This is a genomic window from Rahnella aquatilis CIP 78.65 = ATCC 33071 (assembly GCF_000241955.1).
GTDB lineage: Bacteria > Pseudomonadota > Gammaproteobacteria > Enterobacterales > Enterobacteriaceae > Rahnella > Rahnella aquatilis.
This window is the reverse complement of the sequence record NC_016818.1, coordinates 3,537,047-3,554,677: the sequence shown is the minus strand read 5'-3', so window position 1 is coordinate 3,554,677 and position 17,631 is coordinate 3,537,047. Positions and strand designations below refer to the sequence as shown.

At 50.4% G+C, this 17,631-nt stretch carries 20 protein-coding genes; 13 read left to right on the top strand and 7 right to left on the bottom strand.

Features of this window, described 5'->3' with window-relative positions; translation table 11 throughout:
• Positions 1-33: 33 nt before the first annotated feature.
• Positions 34-1,071 (bottom strand): phosphoribosylformylglycinamidine cyclo-ligase, encoded by a 1,038-nt coding sequence (purM, locus tag RAHAQ2_RS16170; RefSeq protein ID WP_015698255.1) that lies wholly within the window; start codon positions 1,069-1,071, stop codon positions 34-36.
• Positions 1,072-1,419: 348 nt separating this feature from the next.
• On the opposite strand from purM, the gene upp reads away from it, so the two are divergent.
• The 3 genes from upp (at position 1,420) to hda (ending at position 4,433) form a co-directional block, all read left to right on the top strand.
• On the top strand, positions 1,420-2,046 hold the full coding sequence (gene upp, locus RAHAQ2_RS16165; protein ID WP_013576561.1) for a uracil phosphoribosyltransferase: 627 nt from the start codon (positions 1,420-1,422) through the stop codon (positions 2,044-2,046).
• A gap of 210 nt (positions 2,047-2,256) precedes the next feature.
• A complete protein-coding gene (gene uraA / locus RAHAQ2_RS16160) occupies positions 2,257-3,549 on the top strand; it encodes a uracil permease (RefSeq protein WP_015698254.1) in 1,293 nt (430 codons plus the stop codon).
• A 176-nt stretch (positions 3,550-3,725) separates the two neighbouring features.
• Complete coding sequence (gene hda / locus RAHAQ2_RS16155; protein WP_015698253.1) at positions 3,726-4,433, top strand: DnaA inactivator Hda; 708 nt, start codon at positions 3,726-3,728, stop codon at positions 4,431-4,433.
• A 49-nt stretch (positions 4,434-4,482) separates the two neighbouring features.
• On the opposite strand, the gene arsC is transcribed toward hda, so the two are convergent.
• Positions 4,483-4,839 (bottom strand): arsenate reductase (glutaredoxin), encoded by a 357-nt coding sequence (arsC, locus tag RAHAQ2_RS16150; RefSeq protein ID WP_015698252.1) that lies wholly within the window; start codon positions 4,837-4,839, stop codon positions 4,483-4,485.
• Positions 4,840-4,866: 27 nt separating this feature from the next.
• Positions 4,867-6,399, bottom strand: coding sequence for a beta-barrel assembly-enhancing protease (bepA, locus tag RAHAQ2_RS16145; protein WP_193785527.1), 1,533 nt, complete (start codon positions 6,397-6,399; stop codon positions 4,867-4,869).
• Positions 6,400-6,659: 260 nt separating this feature from the next.
• Between bepA and RAHAQ2_RS16140 the strand changes: the two genes are divergently transcribed.
• Complete coding sequence (locus RAHAQ2_RS16140; protein WP_015698250.1) at positions 6,660-7,724, top strand: AI-2E family transporter; 1,065 nt, start codon at positions 6,660-6,662, stop codon at positions 7,722-7,724.
• Between the two features lie 73 nt (positions 7,725-7,797).
• On the opposite strand, the gene bcp is transcribed toward RAHAQ2_RS16140, so the two are convergent.
• On the bottom strand, positions 7,798-8,265 hold the full coding sequence (bcp, locus tag RAHAQ2_RS16135; RefSeq protein ID WP_015698249.1) for a thioredoxin-dependent thiol peroxidase: 468 nt from the start codon (positions 8,263-8,265) through the stop codon (positions 7,798-7,800).
• A 25-nt stretch (positions 8,266-8,290) separates the two neighbouring features.
• The gene (locus tag RAHAQ2_RS16130; protein ID WP_015698248.1) at positions 8,291-8,857 is read right to left on the bottom strand and encodes a glycine cleavage system transcriptional repressor; all 567 of its coding nucleotides are present in this window, start codon (positions 8,855-8,857) and stop codon (positions 8,291-8,293) included.
• Between the two features lie 407 nt (positions 8,858-9,264).
• Between RAHAQ2_RS16130 and RAHAQ2_RS16125 the strand changes: the two genes are divergently transcribed.
• On the top strand, positions 9,265-9,891 hold the full coding sequence (locus RAHAQ2_RS16125; RefSeq protein WP_015698247.1) for a hypothetical protein: 627 nt from the start codon (positions 9,265-9,267) through the stop codon (positions 9,889-9,891).
• A gap of 44 nt (positions 9,892-9,935) precedes the next feature.
• Here the strand turns inward: RAHAQ2_RS16125 and RAHAQ2_RS16120 are convergent, their stop codons facing one another.
• Positions 9,936-10,910 (bottom strand): phage integrase, encoded by a 975-nt coding sequence (locus RAHAQ2_RS16120; RefSeq protein ID WP_015698246.1) that lies wholly within the window; start codon positions 10,908-10,910, stop codon positions 9,936-9,938.
• Positions 10,911-10,974: 64 nt separating this feature from the next.
• On the bottom strand, positions 10,975-11,268 hold the full coding sequence (locus RAHAQ2_RS16115; protein ID WP_015698245.1) for a helix-turn-helix domain-containing protein: 294 nt from the start codon (positions 11,266-11,268) through the stop codon (positions 10,975-10,977).
• A gap of 106 nt (positions 11,269-11,374) precedes the next feature.
• Here RAHAQ2_RS16115 and RAHAQ2_RS16110 point away from each other — a divergent pair, with 106 nt between their 5' ends.
• The 8 genes from RAHAQ2_RS16110 (at position 11,375) to RAHAQ2_RS16075 (ending at position 17,557) form a co-directional block, all read left to right on the top strand.
• Positions 11,375-11,635, top strand: a complete 261-nt coding sequence (locus tag RAHAQ2_RS16110) for a hypothetical protein (RefSeq protein WP_015698244.1) — start codon at positions 11,375-11,377, stop codon at positions 11,633-11,635.
• Positions 11,636-11,682: 47 nt separating this feature from the next.
• The gene (locus RAHAQ2_RS16105) at positions 11,683-11,877 is read left to right on the top strand and encodes a DUF4761 family protein (protein WP_015698243.1); all 195 of its coding nucleotides are present in this window, start codon (positions 11,683-11,685) and stop codon (positions 11,875-11,877) included.
• On the top strand, positions 11,877-12,107 hold the full coding sequence (locus tag RAHAQ2_RS16100; RefSeq protein WP_015698242.1) for a phage filamentation protein Fil family protein: 231 nt from the start codon (positions 11,877-11,879) through the stop codon (positions 12,105-12,107). The genes RAHAQ2_RS16105 and RAHAQ2_RS16100 overlap by 1 nt, the downstream gene beginning before the upstream one ends.
• A 101-nt stretch (positions 12,108-12,208) precedes the next feature.
• Positions 12,209-12,778, top strand: a complete 570-nt coding sequence (locus RAHAQ2_RS16095; protein WP_015698241.1) for a 3'-5' exonuclease — start codon at positions 12,209-12,211, stop codon at positions 12,776-12,778.
• Positions 12,775-13,710 (top strand): Dam family site-specific DNA-(adenine-N6)-methyltransferase, encoded by a 936-nt coding sequence (locus RAHAQ2_RS16090; RefSeq protein WP_015698240.1) that lies wholly within the window; start codon positions 12,775-12,777, stop codon positions 13,708-13,710. The genes RAHAQ2_RS16095 and RAHAQ2_RS16090 overlap by 4 nt, the downstream gene beginning before the upstream one ends.
• Positions 13,707-14,621 (top strand): DNA cytosine methyltransferase, encoded by a 915-nt coding sequence (locus RAHAQ2_RS16085; RefSeq protein ID WP_015698239.1) that lies wholly within the window; start codon positions 13,707-13,709, stop codon positions 14,619-14,621. Before RAHAQ2_RS16090 ends, RAHAQ2_RS16085 begins: the two co-directional genes overlap by 4 nt.
• Before the next feature lie 11 nt (positions 14,622-14,632).
• Positions 14,633-17,140 carry a replication endonuclease gene (locus RAHAQ2_RS16080; protein ID WP_015698238.1) on the top strand — a complete coding sequence of 836 codons (2,508 nt, stop codon included), beginning with the start codon at positions 14,633-14,635 and terminating at the stop codon, positions 17,138-17,140.
• Between the two features lie 108 nt (positions 17,141-17,248).
• Positions 17,249-17,557 carry a hypothetical protein gene (locus tag RAHAQ2_RS16075; RefSeq protein WP_015698237.1) on the top strand — a complete coding sequence of 103 codons (309 nt, stop codon included), beginning with the start codon at positions 17,249-17,251 and terminating at the stop codon, positions 17,555-17,557.
• Positions 17,558-17,631: the final 74 nt, after the last annotated feature.

Sequence of the window (17,631 nt, the reverse complement as noted above, 5' to 3'; positions counted from 1 at the left end):
GCTACCCGTCTTCAGTCAGTTGATTTACTGGTATTATTCAATAACCACGCGTTCAGCGGAGTCAGAGGCTTTAATGTAGCCAATTTTCCACGCTTTTTCGCCATTATCATTCAGTAATGCAATCGCCTGATCGGCCAGCTCTGCAGGTAGAGCCACCAGCATGCCGACACCACAGTTAAAGGTGCGGTACATTTCGTGACGGCTGACGTTACCGGCGGTTTGCAGCCAGGTAAAGACATCCGGCCACTGCCAGCTTGATTCATCGATAATCACCTGCGTGTTGTCCGGCAATACACGTGGGATATTTTCCCAGAAGCCGCCACCGGTCAGGTGGACGATGCCGTGAACCTCCACGTTTTCGATCAGGTTCAGGATCGATTTCACGTAAATTTTGGTCGGTGCGAGCAGATGATCGGCCAGCGGTTTGCCTGCCAGATCGGTGGTTTCCGGGTCAGTCTTGCTGACTTCCAGAATTTTGCGCACCAGAGAATAACCGTTGGAGTGCGGACCACTGGCGGCCAGGCCGATCAGCACATCGCCGTCAGCCACTTTGCTGCCGTCGATGATTTCTGATTTTTCCACCACGCCCACGCAGAAGCCTGCCACGTCATAATCTTCGCCGTGGTACATGCCCGGCATTTCAGCGGTTTCGCCGCCGACTAACGCGCAACCAGACTGTTTACAGCCTTCTGCGATACCGGTGATCACGCTGGCAGCCGTATCGACATCCAGTTTACCGGTGGCGTAATAGTCGAGGAAAAACAGCGGTTCAGCGCCCTGAACGATCAAATCGTTGACGCACATTGCGACCAGGTCGATACCGATAGTATCGTGGCGTTTCAAATCCATCGCCAGACGCAGCTTGGTGCCAACGCCGTCGGTACCCGAAACCAGTACGGGTTCACGATATTTTTGCGGCAGCGCGCAGAGGGCACCAAAACCGCCCAGTCCGCCCATCACTTCAGGGCGGCGAGTCTGTTTTACTACACCTTTTATGCGGTCTACCAATGCGTTACCGGCATCGATATCTACGCCTGCGTCTTTATAGCTGAGAGAGGTTTTGTCGGTCACTGCGAAGTCCCCACGGCGGTTTGGGTTGGTGGTTGAAGAATAAAGCGGGGCAATTCTAACAGTGGAAGCAAACGTTTGCGAGCGCCTTATTCAGAGTCACTATCTATACTTAAAGATACAACACTTAGCCGAAGTCATTGGAGTTGCAGCAAGGCAGCAAACGAGCGAATCCCGATGAGCTGACTTGAGTCAGTGATTCGGGTGAGAGAGAGCCGCTAACGCAGCTGCGGCTTCAATGAAGAAGGATAAGTTGATCTGGATCAGGCAATTGGCTGTGGCGTTCAAAAAGAATGGCGTTATAATCTCGCGATTTTTTTTTGCAGCTCAACCACCTTAGGAGAATAAATAATGAAGATCGTCGAGGTGAAACACCCGCTGGTGAAACACAAGCTGGGCCTGATGCGTGAAAACGACATCAGCACGAAACGTTTTCGCGAACTGGCTTCTGAGGTGGGAAGTCTGCTGACGTATGAAGCGACTGCCGATTTAGAAACTGAAAAAGTGACCATCGAAGGCTGGAATGGCCCGGTCGAAATTGATCAGATTAAAGGCAAGAAAATTACCGTGGTGCCTATTCTGCGTGCCGGTCTGGGCATGATGGAAGGTGTTCTGGAACACGTTCCAAGCGCGCGTATCAGCGTAGTCGGCGTGTACCGTGATGAAGAAACCCTCAAGCCTGTGCCGTATTTCCAGAAGCTGGTTTCTAACATTGAAGAACGTCTGGCCCTGGTCGTTGACCCGATGCTGGCCACCGGGGGTTCTATGATTGCCACCATCGACCTGCTGAAAAAAGCCGGCTGCCAGAGCATTAAGGTACTGGTACTGGTTGCCGCGCCGGAAGGCATCGCCGCTCTCGAAGCTGCGCACCCGGACGTTGAGCTCTACACCGCCTCGGTGGATCAGGGGCTCAACGATAAAGGCTACATCATCCCGGGGCTCGGTGATGCGGGCGACAAGATATTTGGTACGAAGTAAATAAGCGTTTAGCCGACTAATCAGTCGGCTTTTTTTTGCTCGTCATACTTCAGGCTGCAGATGCGTTGGCTGCGCCCGTTCACCCCGGTCACAGAGTGATCTATGCTCCCGGGGACTCACGGGCTTGCCGCCTTCCTGCAACCCGAATTATTTCGAGCAAAAGGCTGTAAACAACACAACATCACAAACACCATTGAGAGGATCACATTCATGACCCGTCGTGTCATCGGGGTAAGCGAACGTCCGCCATTGCTGCAGACAATCCCCCTGAGTTTCCAGCATCTGTTTGCCATGTTTGGTGCCACCGTTCTGGTGCCCATTCTGTTCAAGATCAACCCGGCAACGGTGCTGCTGTTTAATGGCATAGGGACTTTGCTGTATTTATTTGTCTGTAAAGGGAAGATACCGGCGTACCTCGGCTCAAGTTTTGCGTTTATTTCTCCGGTGTTGTTGCTGTTACCGATGGGATATGAAGTGGCGCTTGGCGGTTTTATTGCCTGCGGGCTGTTGTTCTGTCTGGTGGCGCTGATTGTTAAAAAAGCCGGGATTGGCTGGATTAACGTGATGTTCCCGCCTGCGGCGATGGGCGCAATCGTTGCCGTCATCGGGCTGGAACTGGCGGGTGTGGCGGCGAATATGGCGGGGCTGTTACCTGCCGGGGGGGCGGCGGTGGATTCTACTACCATCACCATTTCGCTGGTGACATTGTCTGTGACCATTCTGGGTTCCGTGTTGTTCCGCGGTTTCCTGGCAATTATCCCGATCCTGATCGGCGTGCTGGTGGGGTATATACTGTCATTCTTCATGGGCGTGGTGGATGTCTCCGCTATCGAAACCGCACACTGGTTTGCGCTGCCGACCTTCTATACGCCGCGTTTTGAATGGGTTGCCATCCTCACTATCCTGCCTGCGGCGCTGGTGGTTATTGCCGAACACGTCGGGCATCTGGTGGTGACGGCAAACATTGTGAAGAAAGATTTGCTGCGTGATCCGGGTCTGCACCGTTCAATGCTGGCGAACGGGCTGTCGACGGTGTTGTCCGGTTTCTTCGGCTCAACGCCAAATACCACGTACGGTGAAAACATCGGCGTCATGGCCATCACCAAGGTATACAGCACCTGGGTTATTGGCGGCGCGGCTATTCTGGCTATCCTGCTTTCCTGTATCGGCAAACTGGCAGCCGCCATTCAGGCCGTGCCGGTGCCGGTGATGGGCGGCGTTTCATTACTGCTTTACGGTGTGATTGGCGCATCCGGTATCCGCGTGCTGATTGAATCAAAAGTGGATTACAACAAAGCGCAGAACCTGATCCTGACCGCGGTGATCCTGATCATCGGCGTCAGCGGGGCTAAGATCCACATTGGTGCGGCGGAGCTGAAAGGCATGGCGCTGGCCACGATCGTGGGGATTTTCCTGAGTCTGCTGTTCAAAGTGATCGAGATTTTCCGTGGTGAAGAACAGATCATTGATGTGGAAGATGAGCGGGAAAATCCGCCCGTCTGATGCAGACTTTTTTGTCTGAAACCCTGACCGGCGGGCGTGGTGTCAGCCGGTCAGGTGCTCGGATCGCAAGCGGTTGCACCGGGCACAGTTCATTTCAGGACGGATCCTTGCTAGAATTCGGCAGTTCCTTTTATTGACGTGACAACATCTGCGGTCATTATGCCGCTTTGGTTGAGGTGCTTCTGAATACGCCGGCACAGCTTTCCCTGCCACTTTATCTTCCCGATGATGAAACCTTTGCCAGTTTTTATCCGGGGGAAAACCCCTCTCTGCTTTCTGCCATTCAGAGCGCATTGCATCAGGAACACGGCACTTATATTTATTTCTGGTCACGCGAAGGCGGCGGCCGCAGCCACTTGCTGCATGCAGCCTGCGCCGAATTATCACAACGCGGTGAGGCGGTCGGTTATGTGCCGTTAGACAAACGCGCTTATTTCGTGCCTGAAGTGCTGGACGGTATGGAGCATCTGGCGCTGGTGTGCATCGATAATATCGAAGGCATTGCCGGTGATGATGAATGGGAAGCGGCTGTTTTCCATCTCTATAACCGCATTCTTGAAACCGGTCGTACGCGCCTGTTTATTACCGGCGATCGTCCTCCGCGTCAGCTCAATCTGAGCCTGCCGGATCTGGCTTCCCGCCTCGACTGGGGGCAAATCTATAAACTTCAGCCACTTTCCGATGAAGAAAAGCTTCAGGCATTGCAGTTGCGCGCCAAACTGCGCGGGTTTGAACTGCCGGAAGACGTGGGCCGTTTTTTGCTCAAACGTCTGGATCGGGAAATGCGTACGCTGTTTATGACGCTCGATCAGCTTGATCGCGCTTCTATTACGGCGCAGCGGAAACTGACGATCCCATTCGTGAAAGATATTCTCGGGCTGTGACGGGAAGGGATGTCCGGGTTCGTTAGCTGAACCCGGACTGAAAGCGGGGTTATAAAATCTCTTTCACCTGTTCCGGCGGACGCCCTAAACGCGCTTTGCCGTTGGCGACGACAATCGGACGTTCAATCAGCCGCGGATGATCGGCCATCGCCTGCAATAGCGTTTCCTCGCTCAGGTCGTTATCTTTCAGATTCATATCTTTGTAAATCTGCTCGCCCTTGCGCATCAGTTCGCGTGCTGAACGAAAGCCCAGTAGTCCGAGCAGTTCCTTAAGCTTATCCACTGACGGCTGCGTTTCCAGATACAGGATCACTTCCGGTTCAATACCTTCTGCTTCCAGCAACTGCAGGGTTTCACGGCTCTTTGAACATGCCGGATTATGATAGATTGCGACGTCGCGTTGCATAAAACTTCCTCCATTCTGGCACTGAAATCAGCCTTTCTGATACTGACGGAATCGCTGCTGCAACTGACGAAGCTGGTCGATTCGTGCGTCGTAACGGGCCTGTTCCAGACTGCCTAATTTTTGTAATGCACTGGCATTGCTCAGCATTTCAATCGCCTGATCGAGATGGCCCGATAATGCCACGCTTTCCGCACGGGCAGCCAGTTCCTGCGCGCGCAGCCCTTGCGCCGCCGCGGCCTGAGATAATAAATCCCAGCCATTCGGATCACCCGGATAATTGAAAGTATAGCGGTTGAGGATTTTAATGGCATTGGCCGGTTTCGCGCCTTCGAGATAAGCGTTGGCCAGATTGAGTTGCAGTACGGCGTTGGAACTGCTGGCCGCACCAGCCTGCTCCAGACGGGCTATCGCCTGCGGCGCACGTTTGCTGTCGATATCATTATCGGTGGCTAAATCGAGCAACCATTCGTTGCCTGGATTTTGTGCCAGCAAAGGTTCAAGGATCGTCCGTGCCTGATCGTATTTTTTTGCCTTATAAAATTGCAGCGCATGGCCATATTTCGCCGCCAGTTGCTCACGGATATTGCCGTTGCTCAGTTTTTGCAGATAGTCATCGGAGAGCGGAAAATTCTCGGAACCGTACATACCCAGTATGCGCACTTTTGCCAGCAGATAATCTTGTGACGATTGCACAATCGGGTGCGGCATCTGGTTGGCGCGGTTACGGATATCGGCCAGACGGCTGTCAGGTAACGGGTGCGTCAGCAGCATTTCCGGCGGACGGGTTGAATAGCTTGCCTGATCCGCCAGTTTTTGCAGGAAGGCTGGCATTGCCTGCGGATCAAACCCGGAACGCTGTAAGACCTGAATGCCAATACGGTCGGCTTCCTGTTCATTGCTCTGCGTGAAACTGATCATACCTTGTTGCGTGCCGGCAAGCGTGCCGGTCAGCGCAGCCATGCCCATTTGCGGGCTGGCCATTGCCAGAAGAATCGACCCCAGTGCGCCCACCCAGGTGAGCGGGGCGTTACGTTGCTGGTCTTCCATCGCACGTGCCAGATGGCGCTGGGTCACGTGGGAGATTTCGTGCGCCATGACGGAGGCCAGCTGGCTCTCGTTATCGGTATAACGGAACAGCGACGAGTGAAGCACTACATTGCCGCCAAAGAAGGCGAAGGCGTTCAGCTCATCGTTATTAACAATGAAAAAATGGAACGGAGTGCGTACGGAATAGGCATGCGCCACCAGCCGTTGCCCCAGTTCGTTGATATACTGATTGAGCAGCGGATCGTTAATCAGCGGCGTGCTGGCGCGCATCTGACGGACATAAAAATCGCCCATCTGTAATTCCTGATTAATACTGAGTGTGCCGCCCGCGGTGGTGCCAATATCCGGTAACTGGTCGCTTACCGGCGGGGCTAACGGCGAGCTCGGGCTTTTTGCGGAGCCCGCAGGGGTTGACCAGAATGAACTGTCATCCGCACCAGCGGGCAGTATGGAACCCGCGAGCAGACTGCTCAGACCCAGGGCAATCACCCTTTTTTTCAACCGCATGACCATAAACATTTGCTTCCCAATAAGTTAACCGTAATACCGATGAGCTTTGCGAGCCTTTCTTCTGCGAACAGTCAGTCAGACCATTATTTTCTGGCGCTTTTCTCTGCGCCGGTCACTATAGTAGCTATCCGTGTGAGAGTTTAAAACACTCTGAAGCTACCGTTGTGTGACAACGAATTCTTTAAATAGTTACTTGTGTCTGAGCGCGCAGGGAACGAACAGCGCGTATACGCCAGACCCGAAATTACAGGAGCGTTTTCTTCATGTTGGATATGTTATTACAGTGGTATCGCCGGCGCTTCACTGATCCGCAGGCTATTGCGCTGCTGGCTATTCTGGTCGCAGGGTTCTGCATTCTCTATTTTCTCAACGGCATCCTTGCGCCGCTTCTGGTGGCGATCGTGCTCGCCTATTTGCTGGAATGGCCGACGGTTCGCCTGCAACATGTCGGGCTTTCCCGCACACTGTCGGTCAGCGTGGTGCTGATTATTTTCGCCGGTATTTTACTGCTCGGTATGTTCGTCATTGCCCCGGTGACCTGGCAGCAGGGCGTGAACCTGATGACCGATTTACCGAGCATGCTGAACCGCTTCTATGATTTTGCCGCGACATTGCCGAAACGTTATCCGGCGCTGGTGGATGCGGGCATCATCGACATGATGGCGGAAAACATGCGCAGCAAATTATCCGGGCTGGGTGAGTCAGTGGTGAAATATTCACTGGCCTCGCTGGTCGGTTTACTGACGCTGGCGATTTACCTGATTCTGGTGCCGATGATGGTGTTCTTCCTGCTTAAAGATAAAGAGCAGATGCTGAATGCCGTACGTCGTGTGCTGCCACGGGATCGCGGACTGGCCGGACAGGTCTGGGTGGAGATGAATCAGCAGGTGACCAATTATATTCGCGGTAAAGTGCTTGAGATGATTATCGTCGGTGTGGCCACTTATCTGGTGTTCTGGGTGATGAGTCTGCATTATTCGTTGCTGCTGGCAGTGCTGGTCGGTGTATCCGTGCTGATTCCGTATATCGGCGCGATGCTGGTGACCATTCCGGTGGTGATTGTCGCGATGTTCCAGTGGGGGCTGGGTGCGGATTTCTGGACGCTTTTCGTCGCCTATCTGGTAGTGCAGGGGCTGGACGGGAATGTGATCGTGCCGTTGCTGTTCTCGGAAGCGGTGAATCTGCATCCGCTGGTGATTATTCTTTCTGTCGTGGTGTTTGGCGGATTGTGGGGATTCTGGGGCGTGTTCTTTGCAATACCACTGGCGACACTGGTCAAAGCCGTGGTTCACGTCTGGCCGGATGAATCGCTGAACAAAACGGTCTGATTTTTCAGCTTACGGCACCCAATAAAAAAAGCGCGTCTGCGCTTTTTTTGTCTCCACACTCTGACCGTTTCGGCTATTTACCGTTGAGGTAGGCCATGACGATGTCATGGTGATTGGTGGTTTTGAAATCGTCGAACACTTTCTCGACTTTGCCATTGCCATCGAGCAGGAAGCTGATGCGATGGATGCCATCGTAGGTTTTCCCCATAAAGGATTTTTCACCCCAGACGCCAAACTGTTCACAGACCTGATGATCTTCATCGGACAGCAAGGTGAAGTTCAGCAGTTCTTTCTCAGCAAAACGCGACAGCTTTTCCGGCTTATCGGTGCTGATCCCCAGCACTTCAACGCCGGCACTTTTTAACTGATCCATGTTATCGCGCAGTCCGCAGGCTTGTACGGTACAACCCGGCGTCATGGCTTTAGGATAGAAATAGACCAGGACTTTCTGTCCCTGGAAGTCGGCCAGATTAATTTGTTCACCGTCTTGGTCGGGCAAACTAAATTGCGGCGCAGGGTCACCGGCTTTCAGTGGGCTCATTGTCTTTCTCCATATCTCTTAGCGATTACTGCAGTTTATCTTCATTCTCAGAATAACTAACCACGTTAATACTGCCTTGCGCTTTCAGTTCTGTACATAGCTGATGAAACGCCTGCTCAATAATTGCCGCATCGGTATTGGCTGCGCTGTGCGCCGTTATTTGAATCGATAACTGCGCCGGTGTGGTGGCATCTGCCGGGCGGGTTTTTGAGGCAAGTTCGGCGATATTCATCTGATGCGTATCGAATAAATCGGTAAAACGTTCGATCAGATGCGGAGAGTCTTTCACTTCCACTTTCACCCAGACCGTAGCAGGCATTGGCTGGCGTTCATGTGCGCTGGTTCGCTTCATCACAATCAATAATTCCAGCTCTGCGCCTTTTTGCGGCAGGGTGGATTCGATCAGCGTAATCGCGTTCCAGCTACCGGAAAGCAGCATGATAAACGTAAATTCATCACCGAGCATCGCGAGACGGCTGTCTTCAATATTACAGCCGCAGCTGCTGACCTGACGGGTAATGGTGTTGACGATACCCGGACGATCAGCGCCTAACGCGGTGATCACGAGATAATGTTGTTGTGGCTGCGGCAAAATAGGTCTTCCTGTCGTGCTTGGGAGTATTCCCAAGGTAAACATAAAAAAAACCGCCGGACAAGCGGTTACCGCTCGTTGATTGCTTGCTTTTGCAGGGGTGTCAAAAGTACCATGAGTCCCTATTTGAAAATTTAAAACCCGCGCCGTAACTGCCTCAACCCTTCTACTATCAGCATTATTTAACGTTTAAAATCCGATTCAATCCGGTGCAATCCGGGTATTTTGGTCAAAATGTGGATCACATTCACCTATGTGTAGTCGTGATGATTTTGCCTTGCCCTCTCGTTGCATAGATCCGCATGAGTCCATTCAAGTCCGAACGATGTAATCAAAAATTGATTACATACAACCACAGTTGTACACTGGAGCTAGTGACAGTTTTTCTTGTAATTAGGGGGTAGGTTATGCCGACTAAGTTGGTGAATGCTACAAAGGTTAACGAAGTTTTCGCTCATTTGAACGAAGGCGTGGATAACCGTGCCCTTTACTCCCAATTATCTAATGGACAAGAAATCTGTATTACGGGCCTCACGGTTTCTCCGGGGTACCGTATCGTCCGTATTGACGATCGCCTAAAAGACAAAATACCTCAAAGCCACTTTGAGTTGGCGTTGATTAACGATGTTTCCGAAGATGTAGCGTACTACAACCGAGTGCTTATCCAGCCTGATAGTTTTCTTAATTGTCGCCCGGTTACGCAGGTTCTGGTTTGGAGAACGCAAAAACGCGAACATAGGAAAGAGCTTCACGACTTAGCTGGGTTGATTTTCTTGAGTTACTTACTTGAGAAATATGACGTGATTGTGTCTGACATGAACCAGACTCATGACGGCATGTCTTTCTGGCAGGCTCGCATGTATGACGCTTTAGCCTATGGCCTAAAAGTCTATGCGTACGACATGATGACATGCGAATTACATGATATTAAAACTGATGATGAAGTGGGCCACTATGAGCACTGGCTGTGGGGTGATCCAGAGCATTATCAAAATCGGTTGGCAATCATCTCTAAATTAAAGCTTCCATCATAATGGGGCACAAAGAAACCACCTTCGGGTGGTTTTTTGTTTTCTGATTATTGATTTTCCAGTGGGTTTAATCGAACCGCATCATTTAGATAATCTGGGGCAAAGTGCGCATATGCCATCGTCTGGACAATTGACGCATGGCCTAATATTTTTTGTAGGGTCAGGATGTTGCCGCCGTTCATCATAAAATGACTCGCGAAGGTATGCCGCATAACGTGGGTTGCCTGTCCGTCTGGCAGGTCAGGTATCACTGATTTGAGTACGCGCCTCACGTTTAAATAGTGGACGTCAGGAAACAGGCGGTTGCCATCTCCTGCCATAATTTCATCGTAGAGTGATGAGGATATCGGCACGGTTCTGTTTAGCCCGTTCTTGGTATTGATGAAAGTCACTTTATGCTTCATCACCGCAGAACGAGAAAGGGTCGCAGCTTCATTCCAACGCGCTCCGGTAGCCAAACATAACCGGGCTGTTTTTAGGTTATCGCCTGTCAAAGCGCTTAAAAAAATTTGGATCTGGTCTTGTGTTAAAAATGTCATTTCAGATTGATTTTTACTTAGTAAATCAATTCCTTTCATAGGATTAACATCTTTATACTGGCCTGCTTTAATCAGCGTTGTGAAAACGCCACTCAGTAGCTTCTGATACTTATTAACGGTTGCCGGTTTTAATCCCCGCTTAAGTTGTTCTGCTCTGTAATCTGAAAAAATCCCCTTCGTCATTTTCGTGCCGGGCGGGTTGCCAACATCGCGAGCTATAGCCATGAGGTGGAGCTTTGCTTGTGCGCCCGTTTTCAGTGACTGGCCTTTGTACTTCCACCAAAGATCAATAAATTCGGTGAGAGTCCGGCGATCGGTCGGCTTATCCAGCCAATCTTTATTATTTTGTGTTGCGATCACCCAACGCTCATACTGCTGCGCTTCACCTTTTGTATCAAACCGCTTGCGAATACGCTTACCGGCGCGGCCCTTTGGTCGAACGTCTACCTGGTAGCTGCCACTATCGAGTTTAGTGATTGTCATTCGAAATAATTCCGTTCATAGCATATTCCACCAGTAGACCAACTTAACATGATATTCAAAGCTGTTAACCAGCCTTTTGGCCGTTTTGGCGGTTGGATATTTCGTTTTGCCCATCAGGGGAGAGAGCCGGAGATATTTGCCCCGCTGCTTCTGACGTCTTACCGGTCATTAACCAAAGCGCATATTTTTCGAATCTGGGGTGTTGTGTGATTTTTACCAGTACCGCCCCGCCAGGTTCTGCATGTCCCCCTTCGTATTTTTTTAATGTACTGATCGACATTTCCATGATTTCGCAGAATTTTGATTGGCTCAGTTCCTCTGCTGTTCTGATTGCTTTGATTTTTTCGCTTAAGTCCATTGACAAGGTTCCCTATCTGGAACTAGTATTTCGTCACTGGTTCCTTATATGGAACCTTAATCCGATAAAGTCCGGTTAAATCCGGCATGATCTAGAAGGATAAACCATGCCAACACGCAAGCCCAAGCCGTTGATGGTAAAAATGCCAGATTGCCCGGTAGTTTTTTGCCTTCCATATCCAATGTTGACCCTTTCGGCTTATGCAGAAGTCACCGGTCAGACAGTCAGAACAGTGCAACAGCAAGCCAATGAAAATCGCCTTACCATCTCAAAGAAGAAAAGAGGCAAGGAACGCGAAGTAAACATGGTTTATGAGTTCCTGGTTGCTTACGAAGAAGCGCAGGAAGCGCTGCGAATGAAGGTTTAAGAAAAGTAATTATGTCAAACCACTGGTTATAATTGCTGGAAAATAATATGAGCCAATTAATTCAATTAAGTCGCCATAGTTATGTTTATCGCGGTTTTACTATTCATAAATGTCCGCGCAACTCAGCAACAATGAGAACAGCGTATAACGTGTTAAGTGATGGTAATTATTTTGGGCGTGATTTTGCATTAGCGGAAGCGATGAAAACCGTTGATCAAATCCGTGATGGGAGTTCGCAGTAATGAATATAAACCAGCATCCGTCACTTGCCAGCCTGTTGAAGCAAGGCTGTCAGGTGACGCACCACCGCCACGTTAACGGCTGGATTGAAACGCCTGACGGGCGTTTCTTTAAACCAGAACCGAATAAGGTGCGCTTTATTAAAGGTATGAGTAAGCCTTTTGTTTATACGAAGAAGATAAACAAAGGCTTATTTGCTTCATTTATTTCTCTGTTCAATAAGTTGCTTTAATTTCTAGCGCTAAACCACGTTTCATTAATTAACTTTTTCTCACTGTTGCCATTTTATTAAGTGGCGGCGGATTAACTCATCCAAAATTCAGGATTGTTTATATGAATCATTTAATGCTAAGTCTGGAAACGTTAAGCCGTAAGGGGAATTCACCCATTGCGGCGATTGGCGCTGTATTTTTTGAGCCTTCAACCGGCTGCACTGGTAAGCGATTTTACACGCGTGTAGATATTGATAGTTCTGTGAATTATGGGGACAAGGTCAGTGGCGGCGAGATTAAGACCTTATTGCGTCTGGATCCAGAATCGCGGTCTGAGTTGGTAAGCAATGGATCACCTTGCCTTTCCGAAGCTCTGTTACAACTCAGTCAATTCATTTCAGATAATCAATTTCCGGTTGGGTTGGAATATACCAAGGTTTGGGGGGCAGAAGTTGCTGCGCACCTTCGCGTTGCGTATGAGCGGATAAGTTTGCCAGTGCCATGGGAATCTGAGGCCGATTTAGATGTAAAAACCGTTTGTGAGTTGGGCAAATTTATTGGGTTTGATCATGCGCGAGATCTGGCATTTAACGGGAAGCCAGGCTGTGCCGTTGATGATGCTGTGCATAAATCAATCTATGTTTCCCACATCTTCCAGCATTTGATCGCCGATAAGGAACCGATGTTATGAGCCGCCCATTCGTGAAGTGGGTAGGCGGTAAAACTCGCGTACTGCCCGATTTGTTAACACATCTGCCAAAGGCTGATTGCCTCATTGAGCCTTTCGTTGGCGGCGCCGCTGTGTTCCTCAATACCGATTATCGCCGGTATATTTTGGCGGATATCAACCCTGATCTGATCCGACTGTACCAACATGCAAAAGACAACACTGATGAACTGATCGCACTGGCTAGGGTGATGTTCAAAGAAGATAACAACGCCAGCGCCTACCAGGACAACCGCGAAATATTCAATTCTCAGGCCAGTGGGTTGGAAAAATCCGCGCTCTTTCTCTACCTGAATCGTCACGGCTATAACGGTGTGTGCAGATATAACCAGAAGGGTGGCTATAACGTACCTTACGGCAAACATAAAACAGCGCCTTACTTCCCAGAAGAAGAGATCCGGCAGTTTGCTGAAAAGGCCAACGATACCAAGGCCATTTTCCTTCACAGCTCTTTCCAGAATACCGTTGCTGTGATGGTTGGAACCGATGCTGTTATCTACTGTGATCCGCCATATCTGCCAGAAAGTGAAACGGCGAACTTCACCCAGTATCATACCCATTCCTTTACCGCTGACCATCATCAACAACTGGTCAATTCCCTGCTGGCCGCAAACCGTAAATATGGCGTTCTGGTAGTGATCTCAAATAGCGACACCGCCGCCACCCGCGAAATATACCGCCCGTTCAAGCTCCATGAAATCAACGTTCAGCGCTCTGTAAGTACTGATGCGGGGAACCGCCATAAGGCCAAAGAAGTGATCGGCGTACTTAAGGTGTGCCCTGGTTGTGATCGGGCCGGTGGCGGGAGCTGCCCAGACTGCGGGCCCGCGATGGGAGATGCGACTTATAACGAAATGGTTGAAGGCGGAGCCTTTGCTGGGGGAGAGGTGTTATGAAAGCGATAGATTTATTTTCAGGATTCGGTGGTTCATCAGCCGGCGCCCGTATGGCCGGTATTGAAGTGGTGTGGGCAGGTAATCACTGGCGTGATGCGGTGGACATTCACGCATTGAACCACCCCGGTGCGCACCACGTTTGTCAGGATTTGCACCAGGCGGACTGGTCAGCAGTACCAGCCCACGATCTGCTGATTGCCTCCCCCTGCTGTCAGGGGCACAGCAAAGCCCGTGGAAAAAAATCGGGCAACCCTCAGCATGACGCAAGCCGGTCAACCGCTTGGGCCGTTGTGTCTGCTCTGGAGTTTCATCAGCCCCTCAAAGCCATTATAGAAAATGTCCCTGAATTTCTTGAATGGTCGCTTTACCCAGCATGGTCAGCAGCTATGAATGCCCTTGGTTATCAACTTGCGCCACACATTGTTGATTGTGCTGATTTGGGTGTTCCTCAAAACAGAGTGCGCATGTTCATCGTATGTACCAGAAGTAAAGCCCCGCTGTTTCTTAGGCTTCCAAAATATGAACACGTAGCGGCAAGCACCTTTCTTGACCTGAACGCAGGCGCTTGGTCAATGGTGAATAAGCCTGGCCGTGCCGTTGCGACACTTGAGCGCATTACAAATGGCCGTAAACAGTTTGGCGATCGGTTCCTGATCAGCTATTACGGCAGCACGAAGAATGGGCGTTCACTTGATCGGCCAATTGGCACCATAACAACGCGTGACCGCTGGGCAATAGTGGATGGCACTCGCATGAGGATGATCAGCGTTGACGAGGTGATGGCTGCAATGAGCTTTCCGAAAGATTACCACCGGCCAAAAACATCAAAGATGGCTGTTCATATGGCTGGTAATGCTGTTCCACCACAGGCAATGGCCCAAATTATCACTGCGCTTAATCAGCAGGGTTGAGAGGGGCTTAAATGATTTGGGCTTACCCTTGGAACGCGCCGCGCCTGGCAATTTCCGCCTATTATGACGCGCCTGCCTCTGATGAAATTACAGCGGATGAAATGCCAGTTCATCCGCTGGTTGACGATCATCTTACCCGCCTGATTAAGCGCTCAGGAATATGGAAACCCAGCGACAAAGTCAGCTTTGCAGAACAGGTGCGGATATTAGAATTTCGCGAACCTGACAATACCAGTTTGCTACTCCGTCATGACTATATGTCAGTGATTCGGGAGCAGTATTTTGATGACTCCAGGCAATGGGCTGACAGCCCTGCTGGTATTGAGCAGCGCCTTGCTGAACAGCCTTTTTTCATCCGTGAGGTATACCGGCAGAAAATCGATTGGCTGAGAAAAAATAGAGAAGAAAGACACATCAATGCCTTTTTCATGGGTACCGTGAAAAAGGCATTGCTGCGTCTGGAAGCCGTGCGCGCGCACCAGACTGCGCGTGATGCCAGCTCATCAGAACTGGTGACGTATTGGCGTACACGCTGGACGCATTTGGCGGAATACAGCAAACGCGAAGTGCTTACCGCCGCGAATCAGATCGCCAGCCGCGTGGCCGAAATGTTTGAAACTGAATGCAATGCCCTCAAGGCCACCCCGGCAACAATTAAAGATGATGATCTTTTCTGGCTCTATCGCCATCTTGGAAATGAGGTGTTTGGACTGCGAGTAACCCCACCGTTATGGCGTTGCACGCTTGATCGGCTCAGCGTGTTTTCTTCAATCCTGCGTATTACTTCACCTGATTGGTGGGGGCGGAAACTTTGGCGTATGCGCTGCGAATGGCGCGAAAACCTGTTTCGTGCCATCGGCGTGATCCATAAAAAGCGGATGCCTTATGTGAGTTTTGACGCCTTAAACCAGTGGCAGGAACAGCGCCGAAAAAACCGTGATTTCTTCAAGGCTCATGAATTGGTTGACGAAGATGGCAACGTGGCCTCACTGGAAAATATGGTGAATGCCAGCGTAAGCAATCCGGCGATCCGGCGCCATGAATTAATGGCCCGCATGGAAGGCGTTGAGTTCGTCGCTATAGATCGGGGGGATGAAGGGGTATTCCTTACCATCACCTGTCCATCCCGATATCACAGCAACATCCACAGCGGGCATCAAAACCCCAAATGGTCACACGCTTCACCGCGCCAGGCTCAGCAATATTTATGCAAAGTATGGGGCCGTGCTACGTCTGCATTAAAACGCCGTGGCCTTCGTCCGTATGGTTTCCGGGTTGCAGAGCCTCATCACGATGCAACGCCGCACTGGCACGCCCTGTTATTCATGCCGCCTGATGAGGTCAAAGAGACTATTGAGATCCTGCGCGATTACTTCACAAAAGAAGACCGCACAGAGCTGGGGCGGAATACCGGCGCGCGTTTTAAAGCCAAGAAAATGGACCCGGCGAAAGGCAGTGCTACCGCCTATGTTGCGAAGTACATCAGTAAAAATATTGATGGTTATGCGCTGGCCGGTGAACTGGATGATGAAACGGGGAAACCTTTAAAAGAAACCGCCAAATACGCTATGGCGTGGGCTTCTCAGCACTGTATCCGCCAGTTCCAGCCATTCGGTCAGCCACCGGTGACGGTGTGGCGTGAGCTGCGCAAGCTCAATAATCAGTTGGAAAACATCCAGAAAGAAGCCGGTACGTTCAAGCGCGGCGCTCAGATGCTCGCTGATCCAGCCATGGATGCTGTGCTTGCGGCTGCTGATGTGGGCTGTTTCGCCAGCTATATCACCAGGCAAGGCGGTGTATTGATACCGCGCGAACTATACACGGTACGGATCGCCTATGAAGAAGCCGAAGAACAAAACGACTACGGCGAAAACCCAAAAAAGATTTTCGGTGTTTTCTCTCCGCTTTTGGGGGAGGTTTCCCTTATCTGTACGCGCCTGGTTAAGTGGAAGATACGTATCAAACAAGCCACCAAAGGCGACGCGCGCAGCGTGTCAGCCGTGGAGGCTTCTGCATTTCAGGACGGCCCCGCCGTCCCTTGGAGTTCTGTCAATAACTCTACGGGAGAGCAAGAAATAGCCAAAAATGAGGCCGTTAACGCTCCCCCTGTTGATGAAATTGACAGCACATTACCGCCAGAAATCCCCGATTTTGACCGGATGGACGACAAAGCGCGGCGCGCGCTACTCCGCAGGTTGAGAAATCACCCGCCAGAACGGCGGAATCATCAAATATCGTCCACAACTCCGCGCCAAAAAACTAAAGGAGAACAGTCATTTACCCAGGCGGCGGACGAACTTGTTTCAAATCTCAGTAAATACGCCCACTCAATTGGTTGGGAGTTGTCTCCGCATGTCCTGCGCCGGTTGGCTGCTGGGCATGTTGTAAATATCGGAGGGAAGTTCTACCAGGTTGATCACTGTGGGAACGTCCGGCAGAGCAAACCTGATTACGGGACGCGCGCGCGAAACTTATTGCAGCGGTTTAACAGCATTAGAAAACTGCAGCACGTAAATTGAGATGTAGAACATAAAAAAACATCAGGGCATTTAATGAATTACCGGTTGAGTATTATGCTGGCTCAGCCCATTGGGCAGATGATTTTACACAGCAGCTAAGGAGTTAAAATGCCACAAATGAAAGAAAGCGATTTGCTCTACGGACATGAGTATGTAAATCACGCGAGGTCTGCGGGTGATAACCCAAATCTCATTATTTCCGATAGCAAGCGTTTCAGCCGCAATGAAAAATATGAAGTGCTTTATTTTCTTAATGCCCTTCATGGGAAAGATAATGCTGATTTAACAATTCGTACAAGGCAGATTTGTGAGTGGATGATCCATGATTATCTGCCGAGTGATGTTCAAAGCACTCTGGCAGTGAAAAGTTGGGTTGGAAACAATTTTGAAACATTGTCACCCTCATTTCCGTTCTGAAAATAGTTTTATTTAAAGCCTGGAAACAGGCTTTTTTTTTCTGGAAAAATCACCGCGCAAATCTGCATCTAAAT

Coding starts and splice junctions, on each gene's coding strand:
- upp (WP_013576561.1), top strand. CDS start 1,420: ATGAAGATCGTCGAGGTGAAACACCCGCTGGTGAAACACAAGCTGGGC.
- uraA (WP_015698254.1), top strand. CDS start 2,257: ATGACCCGTCGTGTCATCGGGGTAAGCGAACGTCCGCCATTGCTGCAG.
- arsC (WP_015698252.1), bottom strand. CDS start 4,839: ATGCAACGCGACGTCGCAATCTATCATAATCCGGCATGTTCAAAGAGC.
- bepA (WP_193785527.1), bottom strand. CDS start 6,399: ATGGTCATGCGGTTGAAAAAAAGGGTGATTGCCCTGGGTCTGAGCAGT.
- RAHAQ2_RS16140 (WP_015698250.1), top strand. CDS start 6,660: ATGTTGGATATGTTATTACAGTGGTATCGCCGGCGCTTCACTGATCCG.
- bcp (WP_015698249.1), bottom strand. CDS start 8,265: ATGAGCCCACTGAAAGCCGGTGACCCTGCGCCGCAATTTAGTTTGCCC.
- RAHAQ2_RS16125 (WP_015698247.1), top strand. CDS start 9,265: ATGCCGACTAAGTTGGTGAATGCTACAAAGGTTAACGAAGTTTTCGCT.
- RAHAQ2_RS16120 (WP_015698246.1), bottom strand. CDS start 10,910: ATGACAATCACTAAACTCGATAGTGGCAGCTACCAGGTAGACGTTCGA.
- RAHAQ2_RS16115 (WP_015698245.1), bottom strand. CDS start 11,268: ATGGACTTAAGCGAAAAAATCAAAGCAATCAGAACAGCAGAGGAACTG.
- RAHAQ2_RS16110 (WP_015698244.1), top strand. CDS start 11,375: ATGCCAACACGCAAGCCCAAGCCGTTGATGGTAAAAATGCCAGATTGC.
- RAHAQ2_RS16105 (WP_015698243.1), top strand. CDS start 11,683: ATGAGCCAATTAATTCAATTAAGTCGCCATAGTTATGTTTATCGCGGT.
- RAHAQ2_RS16100 (WP_015698242.1), top strand. CDS start 11,877: ATGAATATAAACCAGCATCCGTCACTTGCCAGCCTGTTGAAGCAAGGC.
- RAHAQ2_RS16095 (WP_015698241.1), top strand. CDS start 12,209: ATGAATCATTTAATGCTAAGTCTGGAAACGTTAAGCCGTAAGGGGAAT.
- RAHAQ2_RS16090 (WP_015698240.1), top strand. CDS start 12,775: ATGAGCCGCCCATTCGTGAAGTGGGTAGGCGGTAAAACTCGCGTACTG.
- RAHAQ2_RS16085 (WP_015698239.1), top strand. CDS start 13,707: ATGAAAGCGATAGATTTATTTTCAGGATTCGGTGGTTCATCAGCCGGC.
- RAHAQ2_RS16080 (WP_015698238.1), top strand. CDS start 14,633: ATGATTTGGGCTTACCCTTGGAACGCGCCGCGCCTGGCAATTTCCGCC.
- RAHAQ2_RS16075 (WP_015698237.1), top strand. CDS start 17,249: ATGCCACAAATGAAAGAAAGCGATTTGCTCTACGGACATGAGTATGTA.